Source organism: Streptomyces sp. MnatMP-M17 (genome assembly GCF_900091995.1).
Classification (GTDB): domain Bacteria; phylum Actinomycetota; class Actinomycetes; order Streptomycetales; family Streptomycetaceae; genus Streptomyces.
The window spans coordinates 1-12,375 of sequence record NZ_FMDK01000564.1 but is presented as its reverse complement, the minus strand read 5'-3'; the positions used below and the strand labels follow the sequence as shown (position 1 = coordinate 12,375).

Genomic DNA, 12,375 nt, shown 5'->3' with positions numbered 1-12,375 from the left:
CCCAGATCTCTGCGGCCCCCGGCGCGGGTGCGCCGGGGGCCGCGGGGGCAGGGCCCTGGAGAGGGAAATCAGGCGGACTGCGGGACCTTGCCGTCCAGCACCGCGGCCTCGTCGGCCGGCGCCGGCGCCGGCCCGGCGCCCCGCAGCGGGACCTCCTTGACGAAGAAGGCCGCGACGAATCCGATCACCGCGACCGACGCGCCGAGCGTGAAGGCGGCATGCGTACCGGACGAGACCGCGACCTGGTACGCCTCGCGCACCGCGTCCGGCAGCTTCGCCAGGCTCGCCGCGTCGAGCTGCGCGGACTGCTGGGTGGCGCCCGCACCGCCCGCCGCGGCCATCTCGTCCTGCACCCGGCTGGTGAACAGCGCTCCCATGATGGCGACGCCGAAGGAGCTGCCGAGCGTACGGAACAGGGTGGTCGCGGAGGAGGCGACACCCATGTCCTTGAGCTCGACGCTGTTCTGCGCGACCAGCATGGTGATCTGCATCAGGAAGCCCATACCGGCGCCGAGGACGGCCATGTACACGCCGGAGGTCAGCCGCGAGGTGCCGGTGTCCATCTGCGCGAGCAGGAACAGCCCGACGGTCATCAGTCCGCCGCCCATGATCGGGAAGATCTTGTACTTGCCGCTGTTGGTGGTGACCCGCCCCGCGATCAGCGAGACGACCATCATCGACAGCAGCATGGGCAGGAGCAGCAGTCCGGAGTTGGTGGCCGAGGCGCCCTGGACGGACTGCTGGTACAGCGGCAGGAAGAGCACCGCGCCGAACATCACGAAGCCGGTCAGGAATCCGATCACGGACATCAGGGTGAAGTTGCGGCTGCGGAAGATGTGCAGCGGCATGATCGGCTCGGCGGCCTTGGTCTGTACGACGACGAAGCCGACGAGCGCGACGACACCGATCGCGATCAGTTCCATGATCATGGCCGAGCCCCAGGCGTACTCCGTACCGCCCCAGGTGGTGACCAGCACGATCGAGGTGATGCCGACGGTCAGCAGCGCGGCGCCGAGATAGTCGACCTTGACCTGCGAACGGTCCTTGACGGGCAGATGCAGTACGGCGGTGATCATCACCAGTGCCACGGCACCCAGCGGCAGATTGATGTAGAAGCTCCAGCGCCAGCCGAGATGGTCGGTGATGGTGCCGCCGACCAGCGGTCCGCCGATCATGGCGAGCGCCATCACACCGGCCATCATGCCCTGGTACTTGCCCCGCTCCCGGGGCGGTATCAGATCGCCGATGATCGCCATGACACCGACCATCAAACCGCCGGCGCCCAGGCCCTGGATCGCGCGGAAGCCGATGAGCTGGCCCATGTCCTGGGCCATACCGCTCAGCACGGACCCGATCAGGAAGATCACGATCGAGATGAGGAAGACGCTCTTGCGTCCGTACATGTCGCCGAGCTTGCCCCAGATCGGGGTGGAGGCGGCGGTCGCCAGGGTGTACGCGGTGACCACCCAGGACAGATGCTCCAGCCCGCCCAGCTCACCGACGATCGTCGGCATCGCCGTACCGATGATCATGTTGTCCAGCATGGCCAGCAGCATCGCGATCATCAGCGCGAGCAGGACCACGCGCACACTGCGCGGCTGAGGCCCGTCCTTGGCCGCCTTGCCCGCCGGTGCTTCCAGGCCCGCCGACGCCTCCAGGCCTCCGGACCCGGCAGCTCCGCCGGGCCGCTCCGGCGCCGTCTCGACACCGTCCGTCGGCCCGCCCTTCTCCGTCTGTTTCCCGGTCGGACTCATGTTTCCCACTCCCCTGCACTCCCCTGACACTTACTTGCCGCCCGGCAAGCTGACTACACTGGGGAAGGTAGACCTCTTACTTGCCGGGCGTCAAGTAAGTCAATCCTCGGGAGAGCACCATGGGCAGCACACCGCACCCGCGACGGGCCAACACCCGTCAGCGCATCCAGGACATCGCGCTGGAGCTCTTCGCCGAGCAGGGGTACGAGAAGACCTCCCTACGGGAGATCGCCGAGCGGCTGGATGTCACCAAGGCCGCCCTGTACTACCACTTCAAGACCAAGGAAGACATCCTGATCAGCCTCTTTCAGGATCTGACGCGCCCGATCGACGAGCTGATCACCTGGGGCCGGAGCCGGCCGCACACGCTGGAGACGAAGCAGGAGATCCTCCGCCGCTACAGCGAGGCGCTGAAAGAGGCGACACCGCTCTTCCGCTTCATGCAGGAGAACCAGGCGACGGTGCGCGATCTGAGCATCGGCGAGACATTCAAGAGCCGGATGATCGACCTGATGGATCTGATCCAGGACCCGGAGGCGTCCCTGACGGACCGCGTCCGCTGCATCAGCGCGCTCTTCACCATGCACGCAGGCCAGTTCGCCCTCCGGGAAGTCGAAGGAGACCCCGAGGAGAAGCGTCAAGCCATCCTCGAGGTCTCCACAGAGCTGATCAGCCGGGCTCACCGGGTCAACCCATGACCGGGGTCACATCCCGGGATCACACCTTGACGCCCACCGAGCGCAGGAAGTTCACCGGGTTGACGGCCGAGCCGTAGTTCGGGGTCGTACGGATCTCGAAGTGCAGATGCGGACCGCTGGAGTTGCCGGTGTTGCCGGACAGGCCTATCGGGTCGCCCGTCTGCACATGCTGGCCCACATACACCTTGATCTTCGACAGATGCGCGTACTGCGAGTACGTGCCGTTCGCATGCTTGATCACTATCGCGTTGCCGTACGCGGGACCGTCACCGGCGCCGCCGGGGCCGGCCTTGACGACCGTACCGCCGTGGACGGCGTGGACCGAGGTGCCGATCGGTACGGCGAAGTCCTGGCCGGAGTGCTTCTTGGCCCACATGCTGCCGCCGCGGCCGAAGGTCGCGCTCAGCGTGTACTTGGTGACCGGATCGGTCCAGGAGGCGGCCTTCTTGGCCTCCTCGGCCTTGGAGACGGCCTTGGAGGCCGCCTTGGTGTGCACCGTGGCCTGCTGCTGGACGGCGGCCGTGGTGACGGACGCACCGGCAGGAGCGTCGCCGCCGGTCGCGGCGAACGCGGCCCCGGTTCCGGCCGCCAACGACACTCCGAGTCCGGCAGCCAGGACACCGGCACGGGTACGAAGGACGGACGGGCGGGTCAGACGGGACAGCTTGCGCTGCGGCATACGGAAACCTCCGGGCATCAAGGGACCCGGCACCTGCGCGCCGGGCTGACCACACCTTGGTAACCCGGACGTCATCACATCCCAAAACACCCCATCTACGACAACTCGTCGTAGCGATCCCCGAGGCGATCCACCTCTCAACTGCTCACCACTACCGAGCAAGGCGCACCTATATGTACCGATATAAATGCGTTTAGCCGCAGGTGAAAAGGGATGAAAACCGGCATCCCATCCGGCCGTGCAGGCCGACGGCAGCGGACCGCCGAAGGACCCGCCCTGCACCGGGCCGAAAGTCCCGCCCGATGACCGCCGCCGCCACTACTCCGGCTCGTAGGGCCGGAATCGGCTGTGCGCCATATCACGGCCACCGGGCCGAAGGACCGTCCGATTCAGGACCAAGGGCCCGCTCCACCGAGGCGGTACCGGAGCGCCCGCCACAACGCAAAAGGCTGCCCCGGAACCGTAGGAAACGGTCCGGGGCAGCCTTCTCAGTCAGTCACTCAGCCTGCGGAAGGCACGAGCCTCAGGCTTCCTTCGTCAGGTTCGGACCGCCGCCCGCCGCCTGCTCGATCGGAGGAACGTCCGGCAGCGGCGACTTCTCCTCGCCGCGGAAGGTGAAGGCCTTCGCCTCACCCTCGCCCTCGGTGTCCACGACCACGATATGACCGGGCCGCAGCTCTCCGAAGAGGATCTTCTCGGAGAGGATGTCCTCGATCTCGCGCTGGATCGTCCGGCGCAGCGGCCGGGCGCCCAGCACCGGGTCGTAACCCTTCTTGGCGAGCAGCGACTTGGCGGACGGGCTGAGCTCAAGGCCCATGTCCCGGTCCTTCAGACGCTCGTCCACCTTGGCGACCATCAGGTCGACAATCTGGATGATGTCTTCCTCGGTGAGCTGGTGGAAGACGACCGTGTCGTCCACACGGTTGAGGAACTCCGGCCGGAAGTGCTGCTTCAGCTCTTCGTTGACCTTGTTCTTCATCCGCTCGTAGTTGGTCTTGGTGTCGCCCTGTGCCGCGAAGCCCAGGTTGAAGCCCTTGGAGATGTCCCGCGTCCCGAGGTTGGTCGTCATGATGATGACCGTGTTCTTGAAGTCCACGACCCGGCCCTGGGAGTCGGTCAGCCGGCCGTCCTCCAGGATCTGGAGAAGGGAATTGAAGATATCGGGGTGGGCCTTCTCGACCTCGTCGAAGAGGACGACGGAGAACGGCTTCCTGCGCACCTTCTCGGTGAGCTGGCCGCCCTCTTCGTAACCCACGTATCCGGGCGGAGAACCGAAGAGCCGCGACACCGTGTGCTTCTCGCTGAACTCCGACATGTCGAGAGCGATCAGCGCGTCCTCGTCACCGAAGAGGAATTCGGCGAGCGTCTTGGACAGCTCGGTCTTACCGACACCGGACGGACCGGCGAAGATGAACGAACCACCGGGACGCTTGGGGTCCTTCAGACCCGCTCGCGTACGCCGGATGGCCTGCGAGAGCGCCTTGATGGCGTCCTTCTGCCCGATGACGCGCTTGTGCAGCTCGTCCTCCATACGGAGCAGGCGCGAGGACTCCTCCTCGGTGAGCTTGAAGACCGGGATGCCCGTGGCCGTCGCCAGGACCTCGGCGATCAGCTCCTCGTCCACCTCGGCGACGACATCCATGTCGCCGGCCTTCCACTCCTTCTCCCGCTTGGTCTTCGCGGCCAGGAGCTGCTTCTCCTTGTCACGGAGAGAGGCGGCCTTCTCGAAGTCCTGGGAGTCGATCGCGGACTCCTTGTCGCGGCGGACACCGGCGATCTTCTCGTCGAACTCGCGGAGGTCCGGCGGCGCGGTCATCCGGCGGATACGCATCCGGGAACCGGCCTCGTCGATCAGGTCGATCGCCTTGTCCGGCAGGAAGCGGTCCGAGATGTAGCGGTCGGCCAGCGTCGCGGCGGCGACCAGCGCGGAGTCCGTGATGGACACGCGGTGGTGTGCCTCGTACCGGTCGCGCAGGCCCTTGAGGATCTCGATCGTGTGCGGCAACGACGGCTCCGCGACCTGGATGGGCTGGAAGCGGCGCTCCAGGGCCGCGTCCTTCTCCAGGTGCTTGCGGTACTCGTCGAGCGTCGTCGCACCGATGGTCTGGAGCTCACCGCGGGCCAGCATCGGCTTGAGGATGCTCGCCGCGTCGATCGCGCCCTCGGCTGCGCCGGCACCCACCAGGGTGTGCAGCTCGTCGATGAACAGGATGATGTCGCCGCGGGTGCGGATCTCCTTGAGGACCTTCTTCAGCCGCTCCTCGAAGTCACCGCGGTAGCGGGAGCCCGCGACGAGCGCGCCGAGGTCGAGGGTGTAGAGGTGCTTGTCCTTGAGGGTCTCGGGCACCTCGCCCTTGACGATGGCCTGGGCCAGTCCCTCGACGACCGCCGTCTTGCCGACGCCGGGCTCGCCGATGAGGACCGGGTTGTTCTTCGTACGGCGGGAGAGCACCTGCATGACCCGCTCGATCTCCTTCTCGCGCCCGATGACCGGGTCGAGCTTGGATTCACGGGCGGCCTGGGTGAGATTCCGGCCGAACTGGTCGAGGACCAGGGACGTGGAGGGCGTGCCCTCGGCAGGACCGCCCGCTGTGGCGGCCTCCTTGCCCTGGTAACCGGAGAGCAGCTGGATGACCTGCTGCCGCACCCGGTTGAGATCGGCGCCCAGCTTCACGAGGACCTGGGCGGCGACGCCCTCGCCCTCGCGGATCAGGCCGAGCAGGATGTGCTCCGTACCGATGTAGTTGTGGCCGAGCTGAAGAGCCTCACGGAGCGAAAGCTCCAGGACCTTCTTGGCACGGGGGGTGAAGGGGATGTGGCCGGACGGGGCCTGCTGGCCCTGGCCGATGATCTCCTCCACCTGCTGGCGGACCGCCTCGAGCGAAATCCCGAGGCTCTCCAGGGCCTTAGCGGCGACACCCTCACCCTCGTGGATAAGGCCCAGGAGGATGTGCTCGGTGCCGATGTAGTTGTGGTTGAGCATCCGGGCTTCTTCCTGAGCCAGGACGACAACCCGCCGCGCGCGGTCGGTGAACCTCTCGAACATCGTTAATCGCTCCTCAGAGCGGTCAGGCAGTAAAGGGGTCGGTCCCCTCCCTGTCCTTCCGCAGCTTAGTCCCGCAAGCGGGGACCGCTCATTCCAACTGCCGACTACCTGTCCCAGGCTCCCAGCCCCGAACACCGGACACCAGCTCCAACCCGATGGTGCGAGACGATGTTCCCGCAGGCCAGGCAGATACCCTCGCCATCAGTACGCCGATGGCGAACGCAAGACGGCCCGGAACCGCGTGTCGTCCCTTCCCACTAGGAATGTCTTACCCGTAAGCAGTGACAGTCCATGCGGCGCACCCCGGTTCCCTCCGCTACGGGCGAACACCCTTGCGCTCCTGAATGCGCCCGCACGCCCCCGTAATGGGCACGCTGTGCAAAGAGGTACCGACGTAGCGTAACTCCGGGCACTGGTCGGGAGTTGCTGCGGGTATGGCCTTCACTGTCCCGCCTCCTCGCGGCCCGCGTGAACACGGTCCGGTTGTCTCCGGCAGCGATGTTGACGGTGCCGCGCGGTGGTACGAGGAGGAACTGGGCTGGGCGGCCGAGGCCGGACCGCCGGTGCTGCTGCCGACCGGGCTCCGCTTCGATGTGCTGGAGCTGCCCGCGGACGCGGGGGCGGCCGTGCTGCGCAGGATCGGCCCGACGGGGCCGGTGGCGCTGCTCGGCGGGCGGATGGGCCTGCTGGTGGCCGAGGGAAGCGCGGAGGAGCTGCCGGGGCTGCTCGACTGGCTGGAGTGGGGCGGGATCGCCCTGGGGTTGACCGCTCTCGGCGTCGGCGGGCGGATCACCGCTCCCGCGCCACCGCGGTGGCCAGGTCCCGGCGCGCAGGGGGCCGCCGTGTGGTTGCGGCCCCCCGAGCCCGGACTCGATATGGAGTCGACGCTGCCGGCGCTCGCTCTGCGCGGGCGGCCCGGCCACGGGGGCAGTGGTGGGGGTGCCCCCGATCTCGTACGACTCGTGGACGCGGCGGCGACTGAGTGCCACCGGGCCCGGTTGTCACGCACTTCGCGCGGAAATACGCCTCGTACGAATACTCAGCCGTTGGCCTTCTCGTAGGCTTCACGGATCTCGGCGGGAACACGGCCACGGTCGTTGACGCTGTAGCCGTTCTCCTTCGCCCACTTGCGGATTTCCGCGGTGTCCTTGTTCCCGCCCGTGGCGACACGGCCCTTGCCGCGGCTGGCCGCGGCGCGGCCACCGGTACGCCGGCCACCCTTGGTGTACGGATCGAGGAGCCCTCGCAGCTTGTCCGCATTGGCGGTGGTGAGGTCGATCTCGTAGGTCTTCCCGTCCAGAGCGAACGTCACCGTCTCGTCCGCCTCGCCGCCGTCGAGGTCATCGACAAGAAGGACCTGAACCTTCTGTGCCACCGGATTTCCTTTCATCGAAAATGCAGTACGCGGAAAGGAAACCGCTTTTCTCAGGAAAACACAAACCCCCGGCAGAGGTTCAGCCTCGCAAGAAGACGGGAAACGTGCGCGATTCGGACATAGGGATCGGCGCGGGAGTCCGGCGATCACAGGTGCAGAAGCATCCGGCTGTTGCCCAAGGTGTTCGGCTTCACCCGTTCGAGACCGAGGAACTCGGCAACGCCCTCGTCATAGGAACGCAGCAGCTCTCGGTAGACATCTCCGTCCACCGGTGTCTCACCGATCTCCACGAAGCCGCGCTTCGCGAAGAACTCGACTTCGAAGGTGAGGCAGAATACCCGGCGCACTCCGAGCCAGCGGGCGGTCTCCAGCAGCTTGTCAAGTAGTTGATGCCCTACTCCCGCGCCTCTGACCACGGGATCCACGGCGAGTGTGCGCACTTCGGCGAGGTCTTCCCACATCACATGCAAGGCGCCGCAGCCGATGACACTCGCGTCCTCGTCGCGTTCCGCGACCCAGAACTCCTGGATGTCCTCGTAAAGCGTCACCGGTGCTTTGTCGAGCAGGATGCCTTCGCTCACGTAAGGGTCGACGAGACGGCGGACAGCCGGTACATCCCTGGTCCTGGCCCGCCGGACGGTGAAGGCATTTGCTTCGGCATTGGGAAGCGGAAGGGCTGTGAGCATGAGCGGACGCTATCGCCCTGCCTCCGGCGGGCTGTCGGCGCCCTCGGCCCCGGTGTCTTCACGGGGATCGCCTTCACCTTCACGCGGAGCGCCTTCCGGGCGGTCGCCTTCCTCGGGGTCGACTTCCGGACGGTCCGCCCGGACCATACGGACGGCGTCCTGAAGTGACTCCCGCTGCTCGGGCGACATCATGCCGAAGAAGGCGACTAGTGCCGCCGCCGGGTTGTCACTCTTCGACCATGCTTCGTTCATCAGCGCGGCGGCGTACGCGGCACGGGTGGAGACCGCCGTATATCGATAGGCGCGGCCCTCGACTTCCCTGCGTACCCAGCCCTTCTGATGGAGATTGTCCATTACGGTCATGACGGTGGTGTAGGCGATGGACCGTTCCCGCTGAAGGTCTTCGAGGACTTCCCGGACGGTGACCGGACGGTTCCATTGCCAGACGCGTGTCATGACGGCGTCTTCCAGGTCTCCCAATTGACGGGGCACGCCTTCACCATAGTGCGAGATGTCCGAATGGCCGGTTATTGACGTAACAAAAAGGACGTACGACTGGGAATCAGTCGTACGTCCAGGTCATACGGTGAAGTGCGCGCGCTCGGGGCTCAGGCGCCGTCGGCGCCCGGGGTGCCGGTGGCGCGGCTCTGCTGCCGGGCGGACTCCGCCCGGGCGAGGGCCGCGTCGACCGCCGCGTCCTCCTTGGCCTTGTTGGGGCCGCCCTGGCTCTTGACGATCGTCACGACCAGGCCGATGAAGAAGGCGGCCATCACCACGGGCGGCACGAGCGCGGATACGTAGTCCATGCCGTCCAGAGTAGCTATCCGGCGGCCAGTTCCTCCGGCGGGGGCGCGGGACGTCGGCGGGGCGGGAAGACCTCGGACGGCTTGGGCATCGGCCGGCCGGGCGCGGGATGCTGCGGCTGAGCCGGCTTCCGGGGCCGCTTCGGCTCGCGGGGCTCCTTCTCGGGATCCTTGACGTCCGGGTCCCTGGGCTCCCGGGGCTCCTTCGGCTCCGCGGGCCTCGGCTCCCTGGGCTCCTTCGGCTGTTCCGGCTCGTCGGAGGCGAGGCCGCCGGGAAGCGCGAGAAGCCGGGTACGAGGAGCGGGAGTCAGGGCGGCGACCGCACCGGCGGCGGCGGTGGAACGGGCGGCGAGACGGGCCCGTACCGACCGTTCGGCGAGCCGCTGACAGCGGTCGAGCAGGGCGGCGGCGACCGGATTGCCGCGCAGGGCGCGCAGCGCCGCGAGATCGTCGGGCACCGGGACGTAGCCGGCGGCCAGGGCGTCCTGGAGCAGCTCCAGATAGCCGGTGAGGGAGCCCGGGAGCGCCTCCCGGTACCGGGCGAGATCGGCCACCAGGAACGCCCGCAGCCGCCCGGCCTCCCGTACCGCCTCGTCCACGGACTCGGCGAGCCGCAGGCAGGCCCGGACGTCCTCGTTCGGGAGCGGGACGGGATGAAGGGCAACGGCGAGGGCGCGTCGGAGCACACGCAGCTCCTCGGCACCGAAGGCCATGCCGCCGCGGGATCCGTATGGCGTGGGCATGCGGCGACACTACGCGCCAAAGGGACAAAATCCGTTTAACGCCTCTCCACTGGCGCGGCCCGCCCGCCGAACGGGGTAGACGGCGCAGCCGCTCCGATGCCACGGCCCGCCGCACATCTGTAGCGAGGCGAGGGCGGACCGGGCGCGGTCACAGCGGTCACAGCGATCACATAGTCACAGCGGTCACATACGGGAGACGTTCCGTTCGTACACCAGGCGCAGACCGATCAAGGTCAGCCAGGGCTCGTGCTCATCGATCACGGTGGCCTCGCCGAGGACCATGGGGGCGAGCCCGCCGGTCGCGATCACGGTCACCTCGCCGGGATCGTCGGCCAGTTCACGGGCCATCCGCGCCACCACACCGTCGACCTGGCCCGCGAAGCCGTACAGAATGCCCGACTGCATCGCCTCGACGGTGTTCTTGCCGATCACACTGCGCGGACGGGCCAGTTCGATCTTGCGGAGCTGGGCGCCCTTGACGCCGAGCGCCTCGACCGAGATCTCGATGCCCGGCGCGATGACACCGCCCGCGTACTCGCCACGGGCGCTGACCGCGTCGAAGGTCGTCGCCGTACCGAAGTCCACGACGATCGCCGGGCCGCCGTACAGCTCGACCGCCGCGACCGCGTTGATGATGCGGTCCGCGCCGACCTCCTTGGGGTTGTCCATCAGGATCGGCACACCCGTCTTGATGCCCGGCTCCACGAGGACGGCGGGAACATCGCCGTAGTAGCGGCGGGTCACCTCGCGCAGCTCGTGCAGGACGGAGGGCACCGTCGAACAGATCGCGATGCCCTCGATCCCGTCGCCCAACTCCTCGCCGAGCAGCGGGTGCATGCCCATCAAGCCTTGGAGCAGTACGGCGAGTTCGTCCGCGGTGCGGCGCGCGTCGGTGGAGATGCGCCAGTGCTCGACGATCTCCTCGCCGTCGAACAGGCCGAGAACGGTATGGGTGTTGCCGACGTCGATGGTGAGAAGCATCAGGCTTCGACCTCGCGCAGATCGAGGCCGATGTCGAGGATCGGGGAGGAGTGGGTGAGTGCTCCGACCGCGAGGAAGTCGACGCCGGTCTCGGCGTAGGCACGGGCGTTGTCGAGGGCGAGCCGCCCGGAGGACTCCAGGAGCGCGCGGCCCGCGACGATGCCCACGGCCTCCGCCGTCTCGGCCGGAGTGAAGTTGTCCAGCAGGATCAGATCGGCGCCCGCGTCCAGGACCTCGCGCACCTGGTCCAGGGTGTCGGCCTCCACCTCGATCGGCAGCTCCGGGAAGCGGTCCCGTACGGCCTTGAACGCCTCGGCGATACCGCCCGCCGCGACCACGTGGTTGTCCTTGACCAGGGCCGCGTCGGAGAGCGACATCCGGTGGTTGACACCGCCGCCGCAGCGCACCGCGTACTTCTCCAGCGCGCGCAGGCCCGGTGTGGTCTTACGGGTGTCGCGGACCTTGGCGCCGGTGCCTTCGAGCACATCGGCCCAGGCGCGCGTGGCTGTCGCGATACCGGACAGCCGGCACAGGAGATTGAGCGCGCTGCGCTCGGCGGTGAGCAGATCGCGGGTGCGGGTGGTGACGCTGAGGAGCTTCTGTCCGGCCTCGACACGGTCGCCGTCGACGACATGCCGCTCGACCGCGAACTCCTCCGTACAGACGACGGACAGAACGGCCTCGGCGACGTTCAGGCCCGCGACCGTACCGCTCTGGCGCGCGGTGAAGTCGGCGGTGGCGACGGCGTCCTCGGGGACGGTCGCGACGGTGGTCACGTCCACGCCGTGGTCGAGGTCCTCCTCGACGGCGACATGGGCGATGTCCTCGACCTGTACGGGATCGAGTCCGGCGTCGGCGAGAAGCCGGGCGAGGGCGGGATCGAGACCGCACTCCAGATCGGCGAGGCCGTAGCCCTCCTCGCCGGCGGAGCAGCCGCAGCCGTCGCCGCAGCCTCCCGTGGCCGGTGCCGCCGGGGCACCGATCTGGATCAGCGGTACGTCCACGGGCTCGGGGCGCGGACTGTCTTCGGGCGTGCTCACGGTTTACGGCTCCCTGGGGGCGTCGGCGGGATGTGGGAGGTACTGGGCTGAGCGGGCGGGAGATGCGGACCCACGGGCGGGAAGGCGGCCGTTTCCGTGCGCCCGACCGCCAGCCCGCGGTCGGGCAGGAGACGGACGACGAGATGACGGCGCCAGTCGCTGTCGTCGCGCTCGGGACGGTCCTCGCGCCAGTGGGAGCCGCGGGTCTCCTCGCGCTCCAGCGCGGTGGCGACCAGGACGCGGGCGACACAGAGGAGGTTCGAGGTCTCCCAGGACTCGACACCGGGCACGGCGGGCTTGCCGTCGAGGCCGACGTCCTGAGGCTGGGCGACGTCCTGGGACCGGGCCGTATCCGGGTGGAGGGCGCGCTGGAAGATGGTCTCCAGGGCCTCACCGGCCTTCCCCAGGCTCCGCGCCGATCTGAGGACGCCCGCGCCCTCGGACATGATCCGCTGGATTCCGGCCCGTGCCTCGGGCGCGATCAGCGGCAGCAGGCTGGTGGCGGGAGATTCGGCCGGAGCGGCGGGCTCCACCGGCGCGGTCCGCCGTGGCCCGGCCGCGATGTCCGCC

Annotated in this window: 12 protein-coding genes and 1 pseudogene; 2 read left to right on the top strand and 11 right to left on the bottom strand. The window is 68.1% G+C overall.

What is annotated here, in order from left to right:
* Positions 1 to 68: 68 nt before the first annotated feature.
* The gene (locus GA0115259_RS24325) at positions 69 to 1,754 is read right to left on the bottom strand and encodes an MDR family MFS transporter (RefSeq protein ID WP_093600980.1); all 1,686 of its coding nucleotides are present in this window, start codon (positions 1,752 to 1,754) and stop codon (positions 69 to 71) included.
* A gap of 119 nt (positions 1,755 to 1,873) precedes the next feature.
* Here GA0115259_RS24325 and GA0115259_RS24320 point away from each other — a divergent pair, with 119 nt between their 5' ends.
* Positions 1,874 to 2,452: a TetR/AcrR family transcriptional regulator gene (locus GA0115259_RS24320; RefSeq protein ID WP_093600978.1), complete on the top strand. Its 579-nt coding sequence runs from the start codon at positions 1,874 to 1,876 to the stop codon at positions 2,450 to 2,452.
* A 19-nt stretch (positions 2,453 to 2,471) separates the two neighbouring features.
* On the opposite strand, the gene GA0115259_RS24315 is transcribed toward GA0115259_RS24320, so the two are convergent.
* Both GA0115259_RS24315 and GA0115259_RS24310 read right to left on the bottom strand, forming a co-directional pair.
* Positions 2,472 to 3,131 carry a M23 family metallopeptidase gene (locus tag GA0115259_RS24315; protein WP_093600976.1) on the bottom strand — a complete coding sequence of 220 codons (660 nt, stop codon included), beginning with the start codon at positions 3,129 to 3,131 and terminating at the stop codon, positions 2,472 to 2,474.
* Positions 3,132 to 3,654: 523 nt separating this feature from the next.
* On the bottom strand, positions 3,655 to 6,177 hold the full coding sequence (locus GA0115259_RS24310; protein WP_066953718.1) for an ATP-dependent Clp protease ATP-binding subunit: 2,523 nt from the start codon (positions 6,175 to 6,177) through the stop codon (positions 3,655 to 3,657).
* A gap of 434 nt (positions 6,178 to 6,611) precedes the next feature.
* On the opposite strand from GA0115259_RS24310, the gene GA0115259_RS24300 reads away from it, so the two are divergent.
* On the top strand, positions 6,612 to 7,238 hold the full coding sequence (locus GA0115259_RS24300; RefSeq protein WP_093600974.1) for an SCO3374 family protein: 627 nt from the start codon (positions 6,612 to 6,614) through the stop codon (positions 7,236 to 7,238).
* Here the strand turns inward: GA0115259_RS24300 and GA0115259_RS24295 are convergent.
* The 8 genes and pseudogenes from GA0115259_RS24295 to GA0115259_RS24260 all read right to left on the bottom strand — a co-directional run.
* Positions 7,217 to 7,552: a histone-like nucleoid-structuring protein Lsr2 gene (locus GA0115259_RS24295; protein WP_066953721.1), complete on the bottom strand. Its 336-nt coding sequence runs from the start codon at positions 7,550 to 7,552 to the stop codon at positions 7,217 to 7,219. The genes GA0115259_RS24300 and GA0115259_RS24295 overlap by 22 nt on opposite strands.
* Before the next feature lie 146 nt (positions 7,553 to 7,698).
* Complete coding sequence (locus tag GA0115259_RS24290) at positions 7,699 to 8,238, bottom strand: amino-acid N-acetyltransferase (protein ID WP_093600972.1); 540 nt, start codon at positions 8,236 to 8,238, stop codon at positions 7,699 to 7,701.
* A 9-nt stretch (positions 8,239 to 8,247) separates the two neighbouring features.
* Positions 8,248 to 8,730, bottom strand: a complete 483-nt coding sequence (locus tag GA0115259_RS24285) for a BlaI/MecI/CopY family transcriptional regulator (RefSeq protein ID WP_256098115.1) — start codon at positions 8,728 to 8,730, stop codon at positions 8,248 to 8,250.
* A gap of 116 nt (positions 8,731 to 8,846) precedes the next feature.
* On the bottom strand, positions 8,847 to 9,044 hold the full coding sequence (locus GA0115259_RS24280; RefSeq protein WP_093600968.1) for a hypothetical protein: 198 nt from the start codon (positions 9,042 to 9,044) through the stop codon (positions 8,847 to 8,849).
* A gap of 14 nt (positions 9,045 to 9,058) precedes the next feature.
* Positions 9,059 to 9,754, bottom strand: coding sequence for a hypothetical protein (locus tag GA0115259_RS24275; RefSeq protein WP_093600966.1), 696 nt, complete (start codon positions 9,752 to 9,754; stop codon positions 9,059 to 9,061).
* Positions 9,755 to 9,967: 213 nt separating this feature from the next.
* The gene (locus GA0115259_RS24270; RefSeq protein ID WP_093600964.1) at positions 9,968 to 10,765 is read right to left on the bottom strand and encodes a type III pantothenate kinase; all 798 of its coding nucleotides are present in this window, start codon (positions 10,763 to 10,765) and stop codon (positions 9,968 to 9,970) included.
* Complete coding sequence (gene nadC, locus GA0115259_RS24265) at positions 10,765 to 11,805, bottom strand: carboxylating nicotinate-nucleotide diphosphorylase (RefSeq protein ID WP_093600961.1); 1,041 nt, start codon at positions 11,803 to 11,805, stop codon at positions 10,765 to 10,767. The genes GA0115259_RS24270 and nadC overlap by 1 nt, the downstream gene beginning before the upstream one ends.
* Positions 11,802 to 12,375: pseudogene (locus GA0115259_RS24260) on the bottom strand (L-aspartate oxidase); the annotation flags it as partial. The pseudogene GA0115259_RS24260 and the gene nadC, both read right to left, overlap by 4 nt.